General features: G+C 59.7%; 15 protein-coding genes. 9 read left to right on the top strand and 6 right to left on the bottom strand.

Features of this window, described 5'->3' with window-relative positions; all coding sequences use genetic code 11:
- Positions 1 to 200: 200 nt before the first annotated feature.
- From JNO48_03565 to nrdR, 5 genes are all read left to right on the top strand, one after another.
- Positions 201 to 2,399 carry an AAA family ATPase gene (locus tag JNO48_03565; protein QTE69001.1) on the top strand — a complete coding sequence of 733 codons (2,199 nt, stop codon included), beginning with the start codon at positions 201 to 203 and terminating at the stop codon, positions 2,397 to 2,399.
- A gap of 74 nt (positions 2,400 to 2,473) precedes the next feature.
- Entirely contained in the window at positions 2,474 to 3,181 is a 708-nt protein-coding gene (locus JNO48_03560; GenBank protein ID QTE69000.1) for a hypothetical protein, read from the top strand.
- A 3-nt stretch (positions 3,182 to 3,184) separates the two neighbouring features.
- Positions 3,185 to 3,391 carry a hypothetical protein gene (locus tag JNO48_03555; protein ID QTE68999.1) on the top strand — a complete coding sequence of 69 codons (207 nt, stop codon included), beginning with the start codon at positions 3,185 to 3,187 and terminating at the stop codon, positions 3,389 to 3,391.
- Between the two features lie 137 nt (positions 3,392 to 3,528).
- Positions 3,529 to 5,055 carry a xylulokinase gene (xylB, locus tag JNO48_03550; protein ID QTE68998.1) on the top strand — a complete coding sequence of 509 codons (1,527 nt, stop codon included), beginning with the start codon at positions 3,529 to 3,531 and terminating at the stop codon, positions 5,053 to 5,055.
- 15 nt (positions 5,056 to 5,070) lie between these two features.
- Positions 5,071 to 5,529, top strand: a complete 459-nt coding sequence (gene nrdR / locus JNO48_03545; GenBank protein ID QTE68997.1) for a transcriptional regulator NrdR — start codon at positions 5,071 to 5,073, stop codon at positions 5,527 to 5,529.
- Positions 5,530 to 5,612: 83 nt separating this feature from the next.
- Here nrdR and JNO48_03540 read toward each other — a convergent pair whose 3' ends face one another.
- The 6 genes from JNO48_03540 to JNO48_03515 are packed head-to-tail and all read right to left on the bottom strand — an operon-like array spanning position 5,613 to position 13,428.
- Positions 5,613 to 6,680 carry a galactose mutarotase gene (locus tag JNO48_03540; protein ID QTE68996.1) on the bottom strand — a complete coding sequence of 356 codons (1,068 nt, stop codon included), beginning with the start codon at positions 6,678 to 6,680 and terminating at the stop codon, positions 5,613 to 5,615.
- Between the two features lie 57 nt (positions 6,681 to 6,737).
- The gene (locus JNO48_03535; GenBank protein QTE68995.1) at positions 6,738 to 7,979 is read right to left on the bottom strand and encodes a DNA recombination protein RmuC; all 1,242 of its coding nucleotides are present in this window, start codon (positions 7,977 to 7,979) and stop codon (positions 6,738 to 6,740) included.
- Positions 7,976 to 8,575, bottom strand: coding sequence for a recombination mediator RecR (gene recR, locus JNO48_03530; protein ID QTE68994.1), 600 nt, complete (start codon positions 8,573 to 8,575; stop codon positions 7,976 to 7,978). The genes JNO48_03535 and recR overlap by 4 nt, the downstream gene beginning before the upstream one ends.
- Position 8,576: 1 nt before the next feature.
- On the bottom strand, positions 8,577 to 8,918 hold the full coding sequence (locus JNO48_03525) for a YbaB/EbfC family nucleoid-associated protein (GenBank protein ID QTE68993.1): 342 nt from the start codon (positions 8,916 to 8,918) through the stop codon (positions 8,577 to 8,579).
- Positions 8,919 to 8,938: 20 nt separating this feature from the next.
- Complete coding sequence (locus tag JNO48_03520) at positions 8,939 to 11,437, bottom strand: DNA topoisomerase 4 subunit A (GenBank protein QTE68992.1); 2,499 nt, start codon at positions 11,435 to 11,437, stop codon at positions 8,939 to 8,941.
- A gap of 2 nt (positions 11,438 to 11,439) precedes the next feature.
- Positions 11,440 to 13,428, bottom strand: a complete 1,989-nt coding sequence (locus JNO48_03515; protein ID QTE68991.1) for a type IIA DNA topoisomerase subunit B — start codon at positions 13,426 to 13,428, stop codon at positions 11,440 to 11,442.
- A gap of 185 nt (positions 13,429 to 13,613) precedes the next feature.
- On the opposite strand from JNO48_03515, the gene JNO48_03510 reads away from it, so the two are divergent.
- From JNO48_03510 to JNO48_03495, 4 genes are all read left to right on the top strand, one after another.
- Positions 13,614 to 14,780 carry a VanW family protein gene (locus JNO48_03510; protein QTE68990.1) on the top strand — a complete coding sequence of 389 codons (1,167 nt, stop codon included), beginning with the start codon at positions 13,614 to 13,616 and terminating at the stop codon, positions 14,778 to 14,780.
- Positions 14,781 to 15,007: 227 nt separating this feature from the next.
- Positions 15,008 to 15,745: an ABC transporter ATP-binding protein gene (locus tag JNO48_03505; protein QTE68989.1), complete on the top strand. Its 738-nt coding sequence runs from the start codon at positions 15,008 to 15,010 to the stop codon at positions 15,743 to 15,745.
- Positions 15,742 to 17,406 (top strand): hypothetical protein, encoded by a 1,665-nt coding sequence (locus JNO48_03500; GenBank protein QTE68988.1) that lies wholly within the window; start codon positions 15,742 to 15,744, stop codon positions 17,404 to 17,406. The genes JNO48_03505 and JNO48_03500 overlap by 4 nt, the downstream gene beginning before the upstream one ends.
- A gap of 115 nt (positions 17,407 to 17,521) precedes the next feature.
- Entirely contained in the window at positions 17,522 to 17,977 is a 456-nt protein-coding gene (locus JNO48_03495; GenBank protein QTE68987.1) for a hypothetical protein, read from the top strand.
- The last annotated feature ends 12 nt before the right edge of the window (positions 17,978 to 17,989 follow it).

Raw genomic sequence — 17,989 nt, 5'->3', positions numbered from 1 at the left:
ATGCACAAGACGGGGATTATATCCGGACGCCGGGCTTTCTATGAGGATGACTGCGCAAGCGGAAAAATCGTTATTGACAAAACCGGGAGGAATCCTGTATGATGCACATCCACACGCTTGCAAGAATGAATCTGTAAGCCTCTGCGAGAATTGAATAAATGGCAGGGGCTTATTTCTGTTCCCCGCAGGAAGGAAAGCATATGCAGCAGACAAGACTGCCGGAGCATCCGGCAGCGCAGGAGGAGTATCTGCATCTTCAGCAGGTACGCGACGCGATTGAACGGGAAATCGGCGAAGTGGAGGCCCTGACCGGGGCCAAGGCCGGCGTTGAGATGGACGTCCGGATGAAAGAGGATCCGGACCAGCAGGAAGAGGTTACCATGCAGCTGTTCCAGGGCCAGCTGGACCGGCTGCGGCAGCTGAACATGGCACGCGGACAGGCATTCTTTGCCCGGCTGGATTTCATTCCCGAAGGAAGCGGCAGCGAAACCTGGTACCTGGGCCGGTGGGGTGTGCTGAATCCGATGATGCTGGATCCGGTGGTGGTGGACTGGCGGTCGCCGGCAGCCAACCTGTACTATTCCGGACAGGTGGGGCCGATGGATTACGAAGCCCCGGACGGCCGGATTTGCGGCGAACTGACGCTGAAACGGATGCTGACCGTACGGGACCGGGAACTGGAAGGACTGTTTGACAGCGGAATTGTTTCGCAGGAGGCGTACCTGCAGGGCGTACTTGGCAGCATTTCTTCCGACCGGCTCCGGGATATCGTAACCACCATCCAGGCGGAACAGAATGTGGTGATCCGGTATCCGCTTTCCGATAACCTGCTGGTGCAGGGAGCTGCCGGAAGCGGGAAGACTACGATCGCACTGCACCGGATCGCCTACCTGCTGTACGCATTCCGGGAGACCCTGAAGCCGGAAAACATGATGATCCTGGCGCCCAACCCGCTGTTCCTTTCCTATATTTCCCAGGTGCTGCCGGACCTCGGCGTGGAACGAGTGGTCCAGACGACCTTCGAAGGCTGGTGCCGGGAGAGCATGGGCAAACGGATGCCTGCCGTGAACCGGGAAGGCCGCCTGGAGAAGAACCTGCGGTCCACCGCGGAGGAGCGGGAACGCACCGGGCGGCAGATCCGCCGGAAAGGCTCCCTGCGGATGCTGGAGCAGCTGACGGAATACCTGGACAGGCTGCAGTACAGCATTATCCCGGAAGGCGGATTCCGGATGGCAGGTGTGACGCTGATGGAACGGGCGGAGCTGGAGGATATCTTCCTGAAGCAATTCCGGCATTATCCCCTGGAAATCCGGCTCAGCGAGCTGAAGAAAATCATCCGGAAACGGGTCCAGTCCGCAGTATCCATGCTGAAGGAACGCTATACCGATATGGCGGAACAGCAGGTGGGCCGGCTCCGATCCGCCATGCGGGACAGCCCGGAACGGCAGAAACGGATCCGGGAGGTTTATACGGCTAGGGACCTGCGGCACCGGGAGATCGATGAACGGGCGGAAACCTACATGGCCGGCTACCGGGATAAATTCCCGAAGCTGGACGTCATGAGCGTTTATGTGGACTTCCTGCATGCCTGCGGGGCGGATGAACTGATTCCGGAAGAGGGCGGCGTACGGCAGGAGGACCTGCCGCTGCTGGCGGTCATCTGCCGGACCGTGTTCGGCCTGAAAACCAGACCCATGCGGCATATCGTGATCGACGAGTGCCAGGACTTTTCCCCGCTGCAGATCGAACTGCTGCGGCAGGCAAACCCCGCGGCGACATTCACGCTGGTGGGGGATCTGTACCAGGGAATCCGCGCTGATGAAGGCATTCGGGACTGGGATGAGTGGACCGGGCCCGTGTTCCACGGCCGGGCGGAGCTGACGCAGCTGACGGTCAGCTACCGCAACACGGTGGAAATCATGAGCCTGGCACAGCGCGTTGCCGGGCGGTATCCGATTCCAGGTATCCGGGAGACCCATCCGGTGCTCCGGCACGGAGAAAAGCCGGTGATTACAGGAACCGGGAATGAAAAGGAACGCTCCGCGATGATCCGGGAACAGGTGGAAGCCTGGAAAAAGGAAGGGTTCCACAGTATCGCGCTGATTGAAAAGACGGCGGAGCAGGCGAAGAAGCTTTACAAAGCCATCGGCACGGAAATGGGTGCAAAGCTGCTGACGGAAAATGACCGGGAATACCACGGCGGGGTGATGATCCTGAGCGCCGGAATGGTAAAGGGAATGGAGTTTGACTGCGTGGGCATCTGCGATGCGTCCGCTGTCAACTTTCCCGAGGATGAATGGATCAGCCGGATCCTGTATGTGATGATGACCCGTCCGCTGCACCGCCTGCATATCTGGCACCGCGGAGAGGTGACTCCGCTGCTGGCGGAAGCAGAATGACCGGTGCAGGAATCCGGATTCCATTTGAAGAAATAACCGGAAACAGATCACCGGAGGGAAAGGAGGGAGCAGGGATGCGAAAGGCAGGAGCTGTCATTCTTGCACTGCTGATCCTGCTGGTTCATTCCGCGTTCGCGGAAGTGATCCGCCTTGGAAAGACGGACTGCCTGCTTCAGCCGGCAGCGGAGGAGGATACCGGGAAACGGTATGTCCTGTTTGCCGGCTCCGGGGATTACTTTTTCGCAATCCGGAAATGCGCCGATATTGCGGCAAAAGACGGGATGCTCCTGATTCCGCAGGGAGACAGCCAGTATGTGCTGAACTCCCGGGCCAGCGATGTGGTAATCCGGGATATCCGCCCGCAGCTGCTGGCGTGGGCAGAGGCAGGATATGAGATGAACCTGGTGGGTTATTCCTCCGGCGGGTATCCGGCCGTTGAGCTGGCCCGGGAACTGGCGGAGGAAGGATATACCGGAAAGCTGTTTATCCTGGACGGGGCTAACCGGGCATATAAAAGCGTATATTATAATGCGGATTTTTACCGGGAATACCTGACATCGTGGGACGTGACCATCTGCGCATCCGCCGGGGATGCATTCCGGATTGCCATTCAGACACGAGAACTGGGCGAAGCACTCCGTGATGATGAGAACGTGACCTATCTCCAGTACAATATGGGACATAATGATATGAAAATCCTGTACGGGTATGTTTTCGGCGGTATGGAGATGCCAGCCCCGGAGGAGATGAACGACCTGTACGGCCGGAAAGCGGGGAAATGAGCCATGAGGAAGAACCGGGAACCGCACTGGATCCGGCACACCCATCTGTTTAGCCCGGATGAATACGAATGCTCCCGCTGCGGGGCGGTATTCGCGCAGCAGTACCCGGCATGCCCGAGGTGCGGAATCAGTCCGGGGCAGGAAAGGGAAGAGCCGGACTGGGTGGAGGAAGCGGAAGAGCTTGACTGGCTCCTGGATGATGACGACTGAGGCCGTGAACCCGGGAGGAAAGTGCTCTGAACATAACCTGTACACAGTGTGTCTTCTGCTTGACAGGGTATAACCACAATCTTATAATTAAGTTTACAGCGAACTACTATATTTTGTGGACAGAGGGGTAAAAGGACATGAAATATCTGCTTGGTATTGACCTGGGAACATCCGGTACAAAGACGGTTCTGTTTGACCAGAACGGCAAAGGCATCTGCTCCGCGACGGTGGAATACCCGATGTACCAGCCGCAGAACGGCTGGGCGGAACAGGATCCCAAGGACTGGTACAACGCGGCGGTCAGCACCATCCGCACCGTGCTTGAAAAGAGCGGCGTGGACAGGAAGGATGTTGTTTCCCTGGGCATCAGCGGCCAGATGCACGGCCTGGTCATGCTGGATGAAAAGGATGAGGTGATCCGCCCCTCCATTATCTGGTGCGACCAGCGGACCGCGAAGGAATGCGAAGAGATCACCGCGAAGGTGGGCTATGACAACCTGATCCGCATTACCGCGAACCCCGCGCTGCCGGGATTTACCCTGAGCAAGCTGATCTGGGTGCGCAACCATGAACCGGAAAACTACGCGAAGTGCAAGCATGTGCTGCTGCCGAAGGACTATGTCCGCTTTATGCTGACCGGCGATTTCGCCACCGAGGTTTCCGACGCCAGCGGCATGCAGATGCTGGACGTTCCGAACCGCTGCTGGAGCGATGAACTGCTCGGCATCCTGGATATCGACAAGAGTATGCTGGCCAAGGTTTATGAAAGCTGCGAAGTGACGGGCCATATCTCCGCGAAGGCCGCGGAGCTGACCGGACTGAGCGAAGATACGCTGGTCGTCGGCGGCGCCGGTGACAACGCGGCGGCAGCTGTGGGCACCGGCGTGGTGGAGGACGGAAAAGCCTTTACCACCATCGGAACGAGCGGTGTGGTATTCGCACATACCGACAAGCTGGCGATCGACCCCAAGGGCCGGGTACATACCTTCTGCTGCGCCGTTCCCGGTGCATGGCATGTGATGGGCGTGACCCAGGCGGCTGGCCTGAGCCTGAAGTGGTTCCGCGACAACTTCTGCGCGGCGGAAAAGACCACCGCGGAAGCCATGGGCGTGGACACCTACGAACTGACCAACCAGGAAGCGGCCCAGAGCCCCATCGGCGCGAACAAGCTGATCTACGCGCCCTACCTGATGGGCGAACGGACCCCGCACCTGGACAGCGACTGCCGCGGCATTTTCTTCGGCCTGAGCGCGATGCACCAGCGGCGTGACCTGCTGCGTGCCGTGATGGAAGGCGTGACCTACAGCCTGAACGACTGCCTGGGCGTGCTGGCGGGAATGGGCGTTGCCCCTGAAACCATGCTGGCCTGCGGCGGCGGCGGAAAGAGCCCCCTGTGGCGGCAGATGCTGGCTGACGTGATGAACTGTCCTGTGGCCACGACCGTGAATACCGAAGGCCCGGCGCTGGGCGTTGCCATCCTGGCGGGCGTTGGCGCGGGACTGTACGGCAGCGTGCAGGAAGCCTGCCGGGCGATGATCCATGTGAATCCGGCCCAGGAACCCATTGCGGAAAACGTTCCGAAATATGCCAAGGTTTACGAAGTGTTCAAGAAGCTCTACACCGCCAACAAGGAACTGTACAAAGACCTGGCCGAACTCGGCTGATCGGAGGAATAGGCGATGAAATGCCAGTTTTGCAGCTGCCTGGACAGCAAAGTGATTGACTCCCGCCCCACGGACGACGGCAACAGCATCCGCCGCCGCCGGGAATGCATGAACTGCGGACGGCGGTTCACCACCTATGAAAAGGTGGAGATGAGCCCCCTGTTCGTCGTCAAACGGGATGGACGCCGGGAAGGCTTTGACAGCCAGAAGATCAAAGCCGGTATCCTGCATGCCTGCGACAAACTGCCGGTGAGCATGCAGCAGATCGACGAGATTGTGACCCGTGTGGAGCAGAAAGCTTACGCCACCATGGAAGGGGAAATTCCCTCCGAGAAGATCGGCGATATGGTGATGTCGGAGCTGAAGGAACTGAACGACGTCGCCTATGTGCGCTTTGCCGCAGTGTACCGCAAGTTCACCGACGTCGGAGCGTTCATGGATGAACTGAAGAAACTGGTGGCAGAGAAAATCTGAGAAGGATCCGGAACAACCGGAATTCCCTGTGAAACATGAAAGCGCCCGGAGCGAAAGCTCCGGGCGCTTCATTCGTTCTGGAATCAGTCATCCGCACGGAAAGCGTAGATGGTGGTGGTGTCGTACTTTTCGCCGGGACGGAGAACGGTCGTGCCCGGGAAGTTGCTGTGGTTCGGATCATCCGGGCAGTGCTGGGTTTCCAGGCAGAAGCCGGAGTAATGTCCGTAAACCGCGCCGTCTTTGCCGCCTTCGGCGTGGGTGGTGCAGGCGGTGTAGAGCTGGATGGCGGGCTGGTCGGTGATGACTTCCATGTAGCGGCCGGAATCCTCATGGTAAACGCTGGCTGCGATGCCTATGGTTTCGCCCTTGCGGAGGACGAAGTTGTGGTCATAGCCGCCGGCCGGAATCATCTGGGGGCAGGTATCCATGACTTCGAGGCCTTCCTCGAGCAACAGGCCGTCCCGCAGGTCCAGGGGAGTATCGGCAACGGGCATATAGTCGCCGGTGGGGATCAGGTGGCTGTCCACCTTGGTGATCACATCGGCCTCGATGGCGACGACATGATCCTTGACGGTGCCGTGGGCATGGCCGCCGAGGTTGAAGTAGGTGTGGTTGGTGAGGTTGCAGAGGGTGGGCTTGTCGGTGGTGGCCTGGTAGCGGATGATCAGGTCGCACATGTCATTCCAGGTATAGGTGACGGTGACATCCAGGTTGCCGGGATAGTTTTCCTCGCCGTCCGGGGAAATGCGGTGGAAGGATACGGAATCCTCATGCTCGCCTTCCTTCGCGGTGCCGGTCCAGAAATGGGCGGAGAAGCCGACATTGCCGCCGTGCAGGTGGTTGATGCCGTTGTCGTTCAGGGCGACCTGGTACTGCTTTCCGTCGATGGAGAATTTGCCGGCGCCGATGCGGTTGCCGTAACGGCCGACGGTGTCCCCCATGCAGCCGTGGGGCCCGATGTACTTTTCCAGTGTATCAAAGCCCAGGGCCACGTCATCCATATTGCCGCCGGCATCCGGCACAATGATGGAGGTGCAGATCGCGCCCCACTCGATCACGGTAACGGAGGCGCCCATGGCATTGGTCATGGTAAACTTGTGTACGTCTTTTCCTTTGGGGGATTTGCCCCAGACTTCAGTTTTGATGGACATGGCAGTCATTCTCCTTTGCGTTTATTGTTGATTGGAAACATCCAAAGAATTCCTGTGTCAGGCGTCCGGGAGACGGAACGGATCCGCTTCCGCCGGGGATTCCGGAAGCTCCGGAACATCGGTTTCGATATTGGAAAGTTTTTTCCGGATTGTACGCGTGCGGGAAACGGCGGAATCGATGGTTTCCCCCGCCTGGTCCAGCCGGCGGCGCGTTGCCTCCAGCATTTCCGTGAAGCGGGCGAAATCGGTTTTGATCTCCCCGAGCAGGCGCCAGACCTCGCCGCTGCGCTTTTCAATCGCCAGCGTGCGGAAGCCCATCTGCAGGGCGTTCAGCATGGCGGCAAAGGTGCCGGGGCCGGCAATGATGATCCGGAAATCCCGCTGGAGGGAATCCACCAGGTCCGGGGTCTGCAGCGCCTCGGCATAGAGGCCCTCGATGGGCAGGAACATGATGGCAAAATCCGTGGTGGAAGGCGGGGAGACATACTTGGAAGAAATCTTCTTCGCCTCGTCCTTCAGGCGCTTTTCGAGCGCCTTCCGGGCTGCGTCCGCCGCGGCCGCGTCACCGGCCTGGGAAGCATCCACCAGGCGGACATAGTCTTCCTGCGGAAATTTGCTGTCGACCGGCAGGTAAACCATGCCGCCGGACTGGTCCGGCAGGCAGACGGCAAACTCCACCCGGTCCGCGGAGCCCGGTACGACTGCAACATTCTCCTCATACTGGCCGGGAGCCAGCACCTGGCGGATCAGGCTGCCAAGCTGCATTTCCCCCCAGATGCCCCGGGTTTTGACGTTGGTGAGGACCTTTTTCAGGTCACCGACGCCGGAAGCCAAGGTATGCATTTCGCCGAGGCCCTTGTAGACGGACTCCAGCCGCTGGCTGACCTGGGCGAAGCTGGAATCCAGCTTTTTATCCAGGCTTTCGGACAGGCGCTGGTCCACCGTACGGCGCATTTCACCGAGCTGGCGCTCGTTTTCCAGGCGCAGGGTGTTGATCTTTTCCTCCTGGTTCCGGGTGGACAGGAGAACCTGGCGCTGCATGCTCTCGAGCAGGGAGGTCTGGTTCTGGCCCATCTGGGACATGGTGGAAAGCAGATGCTGGTTGGTGTTCTGCAGGGATTCCACCATTCCGTCATGCTGGGCGTCCAGACTGTCCAGGAGCTGGTTACCGAGGACGGTCAGGCTGTGTTCCTGGCGCATTCCTTCCTTTTCCTGCTGATGGGACAGGGAAGCCTGGCGGACCAGCAGGATGACCAGCAGCACGAGGCAGGCCAGCAACAGGTAGAATTCGTAGCTCATATTTCCCGCCGGCCTTCCAACGCCTTGAGCAGCGTTACCTCGTCGGTATACTCCAGGTCACCGCCGACCGGGACGCCGTGGGCAATCCGGGTGCAACGGATGTTCATGGGCTTGAGCAGCCGCGCGATATAGGAGGCGGTTGCTTCCCCCTCCACATCCGGGTTGGTGGCCAGGATGACTTCGGAAATCGTTTCGGAACCGGCGCGCGCCATCAGCTCTCGGATGTGGATATCATCCGGGCCGATGCCCTCCATGGGCGACAGGGTGCCGTGCAGCACATGGTACAGCCCGTGGTATTCATGGGTGCGCTCAATCGCCGCCACATCCCGCGGATCCCGGACAACGCAGACCTGCCCGTTGTGGCGGGCCGGATCGGCGCAGACGGAACAGGTGTCCCCGGCGGAATAGTTGCCGCAGACACTGCAGAAGTGGATTGCCTTCCGCCCTTCCCAGAGGGCGACGGACAGGCTGCGCACTTCCTCCAGCGGCATGGAGGCAACAAAGTATGCCAGCCGCTGGGCGGTTTTGACGCCGATGCCGGGCAGGCGGTGAAGCTCCGCTGCCATTGTTTCGATGGGTTCAATCTGGCTGCTCATCTCAGAACAACCCGCCCATCCCGGGAGCCATGCGGTTCATGGCGGACTCGCGGGCTTCCTCGCCCTTGCGGAGCGCTTCGTTGACCGCAGCCAGGATCAGGTCCTGCAGCATTTCGATATCATCGGGATCCACTACCTGGGGATCGATGGTGATGGCGGTCAGCTCGCGCTTGCCGGTCACTTTGACGGAGACCATGCCGCCGCCCGCGGAAGCTTCATACTCGGCAGCGTCCAGCTGCTCCTGCGCTTCCTGCATCTGCTGCTGCATCTTCTGTGCCTGGCGCATCAGCTGCTGCATGTTGGCTCCGCCGCCGAAGCCGCCGAAATTGTTGGGTCTACCCATTGTGATTCTCCTCCTTATATTTACGGATTGGTAACCGGGGCCGGATCCGGGACGGTTTCGACACCGTAGAGCGCGGTGACGATATCATCGAGGATGGCCATCAGATAGGGCATTCCTTTGCCCTGGCGGTTCTGAAGCAGGATTTCCGCCTTGTCGAGGCGGGTCATGGGGGAACGGGCTTGGGTGACCAGGAGGGTCACCGGCGTATCCCGGTCTGCGCGCAGGATACCGGCGATTACGCGGCCGTTGGACCCGTTTTTGTTGAAGTAGAAGCAGCGGACGCCTTTGCCGCCGCGGTTCTGGGACTCGAAATCCAGCTGGGGAATGCGTTTGGCCCAGCCGCGCTCGGAGAAGAGGATGACCTCATCCTTTTCAGACAGCTGGCTGAACCAGATAACTTCATCCGATGCTTCCACGGACATGGCTTTGACACCGGAAGCAATCCGGCCCTGGGCCGGCACGCCGGCAAGCGGGAAACGGATGCTCATGCCGTCCCGGGAGACCAGGAGGATGTCATCCTGCCCGGAAGCGGGCCGGATATCCAGGAGGGCATCGCCCTTCTTCAGTGAGAGCGCCGGATACTTGCGGGAACGGACATCGTATTCCGCCGCGGCGGTCCGCTTGATCATGCCTTTCTTTGTGACAAACAGGAAGTCCGGCATGGCTTTCAGGCCAGCGGAATCCGCGGTGAGCATGAGCAGCGCCTGCTCGCCTTCCTCCAGGCCGGCCAGGACACCGGAAAGGAGCTGGCCGCGGTCGCGGGGCTTGATCTCCGCCAGTTTGCCGACGGAAACCGGGTAGCAGTTGCCCAGGTTCGTGAAGATGTAGAGGGTTTCCGCGGTGGTCGTGGCAAGCTGGAAGCGGGCGCTGTCCGGCTCGCTTTCCTCCACGGTGGGCAGCGGAGTACGCTTCAGCTGCACCGGGGAGACCCGCTTGAGGTATCCGCCGCGGGTGAAGATGACCACGGCATCCTCGGCAACGGGGGTATTGTCCGGCAACTCCACGGGCGCGTCAACCGGCTTTTCGAGGGTGGTGCGGCGTTCGTCGGAATACTGCTCCGCAATGGTCTCCATCTCTTTGCGGATGACTTCACGAAGCTTTTTCTCGCTCTTCAGGATGCCTTCCAGCCGGCTGATCAGCTTCAGCACGTCCGCGTATTCCTTGCGCAGGGCTTCCACTTCCAGGTTGGTGAGGCGCTGGAGGCGCATATCCAGGATGGCCTGCGCCTGGACCTCGGTGAGGCTGAAACGCTCCATCAGGCCGATGCGGGCTTCCTTCGGGCTTTTGCTGGCCCGGATCAGGGCGATGACTTCGTCCAGGTTATCCAGCGCGATCATCAGGCCTTCCAGGATATGGGCCCGGGCTTTGGCCTGGCGGAGCTCATATTCCGTGCGGCGGGTAACGACCTGCTTCTGGTAATCCACATAGTGGGCGATCAGCTGCTTGAGGTTGAGGAGCACCGGCTTGCCGCCGGCGATGGCGACCATGTTGACGCCGAAGGTGACCTGCAGGTCGGAGTACTTGTAGAGGTAAGCGAGTACCCGCTGGGGATCGACGTCGCGCTTGAGCTCGACCACGGCGCGCATGCCGGTACGGTCGCTCTCATCGCGGATGTCATAGATTCCGCCCAGCGCGGCCTTTTTCTCCTCGCTGAGCTTGAGGATCTTCTCCAGCATGGCGGACTTGTTGATCTGGTAGGGGATTTCGGTGATGACCAGCAGCTTGCGGCCGGCGGCTCCATCCTCCACATGCACGCGGGCGCGGAGGGTCAGCTTGCTGCGGCCGGTTTCATAGCCGCGGCGGATCTCCTCGTTATCCACCAGGACCCCGCCGGTCGGGAAGTCCGGGCCGGGAAGGATTTTCATGAGATCATCCAGGGAGATATCCGGGTCGTCCATCTGCGCGAGGACGGCGCGGACCGCTTCCCCCAGGTTATGGGTGGGGATGTTGGTAGCCAGACCGACTGCAATGCCGTTGGCACCGTTGACCAGCAGGTTGGGGAAGCGGGCGGGGATCATGTCCGGCTCTTTGAGGGTATCGTCAAAGTTGAGCCGGAAGGGAACGGTGTCCTTTTCAATATCCCGGAGCATCTCCATGGCCAGGGGTGTCATGCGGGCTTCGGTGTACCGCATGGCGGCCGCCCCGTCCCCGTCGATGGAGCCGAAGTTGCCGTGGCCGTCGACCATGGTGCAGCGCATGGAGAAATCCTGCGCCATATGGACCAGGGCGCCGTAGACGGAGGAGTCTCCGTGGGGATGGTATTTACCGAGGCAGTCACCCACGATACGGGCGCACTTGCGGTGCGGCTTGTCCGGGGTGGTGCCCAGCTCCATCATGGTGTACAGGATGCGGCGCTGGACCGGCTTGAGGCCGTCCTCCACGCGGGGGAGGGCACGCTCCAGGATGACGTGCTCGGCGTAGGGCATCATGCTGTTGTGCATGACGTCTTCCATGTTGATATCCAGGATCCGGGAGGGATCGTCCTTCACGATCGGCTGATCTTCCTTCTTCTTCGGCACGGTCAGTTCCCTCCTTCCTGCGCGGCACGCTGGTTATCCGGCAGTTCAAAGTTGTCTGGCCGGTTGAAGTCCGCGTGTTCGCTGATATAGTCGCGCCGGGGCTCGACCTTGTCGCCCATGAGGACGGTGGTGAGACGGTCGACGAGGGCGGCGTCCTCGATGGAGACGCGCATGAGCTTGCGGCGGGAGGGATCCATGGTGGTCTCCCAGAGCTGCTCGGGGTTCATTTCGCCCAGGCCTTTGTACCGCTGGAGGGTATAGCCCTTGCCGGCGGCGCGGGTGGCTTTGGAAAGCTCCTTGTCGTCGTACGCGTAGATGACGCTGCTGCCCTTCTGTACCTTGTATAGCGGGGGCATGCCGATGTACACATGGCCGCCGGTGATCAGGTCCTTCATATAGCGGAGGAAGAAGGTGAGCAGGATCGCGCGGATGTGCGCGCCGTCCTGGTCCGCATCGGAGAGGATGATGACCTTGCCGTATTTCAGGTTTTCCAGGGAGAAGCCTTCATCGATGCCGGTACCCAACGCCGTGATCAGGGAACGGAACTCCTCATTGGCGAGCACCTGGTCCAGGTGCTTTTTCTCGACGTTGAGGGGTTTGCCGCGGAGCGGCAGGATGGCCTGGAAACGGCGGTCCCGCCCCTGCTTCGCGCTGCCGCCTGCGGAGTCGCCCTCCACGATGAACAGCTCGTTGTCTTCCCATTTGCGGCCGGTGCAGCTGGCCAGCTTGCCGACCAGGGGCGCCGCTTCCAGCGCGCTGGCCTTGCGGATGTTGTCCCGTGTTTTGCGGGCGGCCTCCCGCGCCTGCGCGGCACGGACGGCCTTGGTCACAATCGCCGTGGCGGCTTCCTGGTTTTTCAGGTTGTCCAGCCAGTCCGCCAGCTGCTGGGAGACGATGGCTTCCACCGCCGGACGAACCTCGCTGTTGCCGAGGCGGCCCTTGGTCTGCCCCTCGAACTGGGGATTCTTGACCATGGTGGTGAGCACGCAGGTGAGCCCCTCGCGGAAGTCCTCGCCGGCGAGGTTGTTGTCCTTTTCCTTCAGGAGGCCGGACCGGCGGGCGTAATCGTTGAAGCACTTGGTAAAGGCGGCTTTGAAACCGGTCTCGTGCGTGCCGCCTTCCGGCGTGTTGATGTTGTTGACATAGGAGAACAGGCTTTCCGTGTAGCCGTCGGTATACTGGATGGCGGCGCGGCAGATGATGGAATCCCGCCGGCCTTCCAGGTAGATGATATCCTCCTGCAGGGCATTCTTGCCTGCGTTGAGGTAGCGGACGTAATCGGTGATGCCGCCGTCGTAGCAGAAGACGCGGGTGCGGCTTTCGGGATCTGCGAGGCGTTCATCCGTGAAGGTGATGCGGACGCCCTTGTTGAGGTAGGCCAGTTCCTGCAGGCGACGCGCGACGGTCTCCGTCTGGAAACGGATATCCTCAAAGATCTCATCATCGGGGAGGAAACGGACCAGGGTGCCTTTCTTCCGGGTGTTTCCGACGATTTCCAGCGGGCCGACGGGCTTGCCAGCCTCAACCTTCTTGGAGGACGGATTGTATTCCGAGGTGAAGGCCATGCGGTAGTGCGTCCAGTTGAGGAACACATCCACGGTGAGCCATTTGCTCAGCGCGTTGACGACGCTGGCGCCCACGCCGTGGAGACCGCCGGAATAATCGTAGTTTTCGCTGTTGAACTTGCCGCCGGCGTGCAGGACGGTGAAAATGACCTCAACGCCGGGGATATGCATGGTCGGATGCTCATCGACCGGCATGCCGCGGCCGTTGTCCCACACGGAGGCGGAGCCGTCCTTATGCAGGGTGACGGTGACCTCATCGGCGAAGCCGTTGGCGGCCTCGTCGATGGCGTTGTCCACGATCTCCCACAAAAGGTGGTGCAGGCCGCGGGAGGACGTGGTTCCGATGTACATGCCGGGACGCATGCGGACGGCCTCCAGGCCTTCCAGTACCTGAATATTCCCGGCGTTATAGGTTTGCGATGCCATGAGTCCACTCCTTGATCAGATATGTCCATAAACAGACATCATAGTATACCATAAAATGGGGCAGAAAGGAAAGGGGAACACAACATTTTGATATTTAGTTTTCCCGGGAAGACGGCACTGAAAACTTGACACGGGAGGGGAAAACGGGGATAATGACTTCGTATACGATGAAGGGAGTTGAACGCATGAAGCGTTTGATATGCGCACTGCTCTGCATGGCGGTTATGCTGACCGGCATATGCTTTGCCGCGGCAGAGGAGCCCGATGATGAGGACATTGAGCTTTCGAGCGAGGAAGAGGACGAAATCCGCAGCCTGGACGAAGTGGATGAAAGCATGTATGTGGTGACGGGCAAGGTTTACCCGGAACCGACGCTGAAGGATTTCAACAAAAACTCCCCGGCAATCTACACCGGCACCCTGATCGGAAAGTACAGCATCTTTTCCCAGATGGACGTCAAATCCAAGCGGGTTGTCAGCAACAGCGGCAGCTCGAGGCAGGTGGATATCCTGTACGTCGGGCTGCAGTGGCTGATCGTACGGACGAGGGAAAACAAGATCGGCTATGTGAAGCGGGAATGGTTCAGCCTGGACACCATCAAGCCGCTGGATCCCGTGAATACACCGCCGTTCAATGCTCAGAAGCATGCCTATATCGCGACGACCGCAAGCACCTGCCACGTGCGCAAAACCATGGATCCCTTCCAGGGAAGCGGCGATGACGGGAACAACTGGGTGATCCTGAAGCCGGGCACGACAATCTCCATCTGGCAGTTCTACGACGGCTGGGCCATGGTGAACTACATGCGCAGCTACGGGTACATTGATCCGAGTGAGCTGACGGACCTGAAGCCGGTGAGCCCCACGGACGAAATGCTGTATCCGGACTGCCCCATCGGCGCCTATACCAGCTATTACAAGATGATCCAGATTGAGCAGAACATTAACCGGATCCACAACATCAAGCTGGGCTGCCAGTTCATCTCGGTGGTCATCAATCCCGGTGAGGAATTCAACGCCAACAGGCTGATGGGCCGGTACAACGCCAGCAAGGGCTACAAAAAGGCTGGCGTGCTGGTGGACGGCCGAACGACCGCGGGCTACGGCGGCGGCACCTGCCAGGTGTCGAGCACGCTGTACAATGTGGTGGTGCAGCTGCCGAAGATCCGGATTATCCAGCGGCGGGCGCACGGCGGAAACGGCGCAAGCTACCTGCCGATCCACTGCGACGCGGCCGTCGGCAACAGCGAACTGAACCAGCGCTGGATCAATGAATACCCTTTCCCGATCCGGATCGAAGCCTGCTCCAATGACGACGGCGCCCTGTGCGTACAGATTTACCGGGCAGACTGAAACTGAAGAAAAAACACCTGAAATACAGCCGGGTTCCGCGGATTCCGCGAAACCCGGTTTTTTCACGGCCCGCGAAGGAATGAGGATCCTGCATGCGTGCGGTTTGCAAAATAAGAACGGTTATTTTGCGCAATGAAAGAGTTTTTTTCCCGGCAATATTGTGATACAATCCGCAATGTCAACAAAGAGAATTGCCAACGGCAATACGTGAGGAAGGACGAAAGACCATGATTACACTGGAACATGTCACGAAAACCTACGCAAAAAACAACACCAAGGCGGTGGATGACCTGACGCTGACGGTGAACGGCGGCGAACTGTTCGGATTTATCGGACCGAACGGCGCCGGCAAGACCACCACCATCAAGCTGATGACCGGTATCCTGACGCCGGACGGGGGAACCGTGACGATGGCCGGGCACCGGATGGACCTGGAACGGCTGGAAGCCCAGCGCCTGATCGGTTTTGTGCCCGACGGAAACGACCTGTATGACCGGCTGACCGGCATGGAGTATCTGAACTTTATGGCGGACGTATATCAGGTGAGCGCAGCCCAGCGCAAAGCACATATTGAGAAGTACCTGGATATTTTCTCCCTGGAGGACGCGATCAACAACCAGGTGCGCTCCTACTCCAAGGGTATGAAGCAGAAGCTGCTGGTGATCGGCGCGCTGATCCACAACCCGCCGGTCTGGATCCTGGACGAGCCCCTGGGCGGCCTGGATCCCCGCGCGGCACACCTGCTGAAGGAAGAAATGATCCGGCACTGCAAGGAAGGAAACACCGTGTTCTTCTCCACGCACGTACTGGAAGTAGCGGAAAAGCTGTGCACCCGGATTGGTGTGATCAACCACGGTTCCCTGAAGGCACTGGGCACGCTGGACGAGCTGCGATCCGGCGAAGTCGGCGCAAGCCTTGAAGAGCTGTTCCTGGAGCTGACGGAAGACGGAGGCGAAGAGGCATGACAGGCTTTTTTCCGCTGCTGAGACTGCAGCTGCTGAGCCGCTTCGCGGACATGAAACCGAAGAACCTGAAGACGGCATTCAAAGAAAAACGCGGCCGCACGGTCGGCATGTTTATCGCGGTCCTGATCCTGATTGTATACATGGCGGGCTTCCTGTACTTCATTGAAAAGAAAGCTCTGGACCTGCTGATGCCGATGGGAATGGGCGACGTGATCGTGAGCCTGTCGGTGATCCTGGCAACCGGCGCCACGCTGATCATGGCATTCTTCTTCGTGATGAGCAGCCTGTACATGGGCCGGGACGCAGCGTATATCGCTGCACTGCCGGTGAAAAGCCGGACAGTACTGAGCGCAAAGCTCGCCCAGGTATGGGTTTCCGAAACCGCGATTGACGCGGTGATTATCCTGCCGGCATGCATCCAGTACGGGATCCGGGCCGGCATGCCCGCGGATTTCTACCTGCGGATGGTGATTGTGTGGCTGACCGCCGCAATCCTGCCGGTTGCGATTATCAGCCTGGTATCCGCGCTGGTGATCCGGATCTCGGCGCTGTGGAAGCACCGGGAGATCATCGCGACGGTGGGCGGAATCGCCTTTTTTATCGCGTATATGTTCCTGATGATGAACGTGGGGCAGATTACCGGTGACGCGGCGGACGGAGGGGAAATGATTTCCCAGCTGATCCTGAGCAACACCGCCCGAATCCAGTCGATGACCGGCCTGTTCCCGCCGGCCGCGTGGGCTGCGGAAGGCATCCTGGGCAACTGGGCGAAGCTGGGACTGTTTGTACTGGTGAGCATTGCGGCGATTGCCCTGGTGATCTGGATCCTGGGCTATCCGTACCGGAAGCTAAGCCTGCTGGTGACCGAGACGCCGGCATCCTCCGCCAAGGGCGGCATCCGGAAGGGCGCCATCCGGGAAGGGAACGCTTACCTCGCCAATGTGAAACGTGAGTTCAAGCAAATCCTCCGGGTGCCTTCCTACATGATGAACATCATCCCGATCTGCTTCATGCCGCTGCTCTTCGTGATTATGATGACAGTGATTGTCGGCAGCAAGATCGGTGATGAGGGAGAATCCCTCCAGGCCATTTTCAGCACGCTGAATCCCGCCCTGGTGATGGGTATCCTGGCGGCGATGATGGCATACGTCGGCGGAATGAACCCGGCACTGAGCACTGCGGTCACCCGTGAAGGCAAAGGCCATGACTTCCTGATCGGCCTGCCGGTATCCGGCCATACGCTGATCAAGGCGAAGTTCACCGTCGGCTGCGGTCTGTCCCTGCTTGGTATGCTTGCCGCGACCATTGCCCTGGTGATTGTATTCCCCGCCGCAAGGCTGGAAGCCCTCCTGGCTTTCGTCCTCTGCGCGCTGTATGTGTATGCCGCGGCCTGCATCGCACTGGCCCATGACATCAAGCATCCGAAGCTGAACTGGACGACGGAGCAGGAAGCGGTGAAGCAGAACTTCGGTGTGCTGATCTCCATGCTGATCAGCTGGGCAATCCTGATCCTCCTGGCTGTCGGCACCTACTTCATGATCAACGCCGGATGGGGCATCTGGCCTGTGTTCGCGGTGCTGGCAGGCACACTGCTTGTACTGTGCCTCGCACTGCGGGCCCATATGTACAAAACGGTGGACAAGTATTACACGAAGCAGTAAAATAGTAACCGGAGAAAGAGGACCTGAAAACTCCGGCTGCGACTGAAAAAAGACCTGAACAACGTCGGGGCGGAGTTTCCGCCCCGCGTTGTATTTTGGAAGGGAGACGGGATTCATGATGAGACGGATTGCCGCACTGGTTTTCGTACTGCTGCTTGTGATGGCCGGGACGGCCTTCGCGGACCAGGACGTCCAGCTGAAGGGAACCCGGTATACGCTGACACTGCCGGACAGTATGGAATATGACGGGCCCGGGAATCCGGGCAAGGCAGACTTTGCCTATGTTTCCGAATCCCTGGGACTGGAAATCCTGTTTACCTCCGCAAACGGGAGCGGCTTGCAGCAACTGGCGGACATGATTCCCAACCTGGCGGATGACGTGGACGATCCCCGGATGACGACGGTAAACGGAGTCGAGATGATCGTATACCGGGTAACTGCCAGCAATCCGGACGGGAAAGCCATCGGATACATCCTGCGGGACGGGGACAAGGTATGGCAGATTGAGTTCTGGTATACCAGCCAGACCGCCGCGGACATGACCAAAACCATCATGGAAAGCATTCAGTAAGGATACGGGAAC

Source organism: Clostridiales bacterium, from assembly GCA_017569285.1.
In the GTDB taxonomy this organism is placed as follows: domain Bacteria; phylum Bacillota; class Clostridia; order Christensenellales; family Aristaeellaceae; genus Aristaeella.
This window is presented reverse-complemented; position numbering and strand designations above follow the sequence as displayed.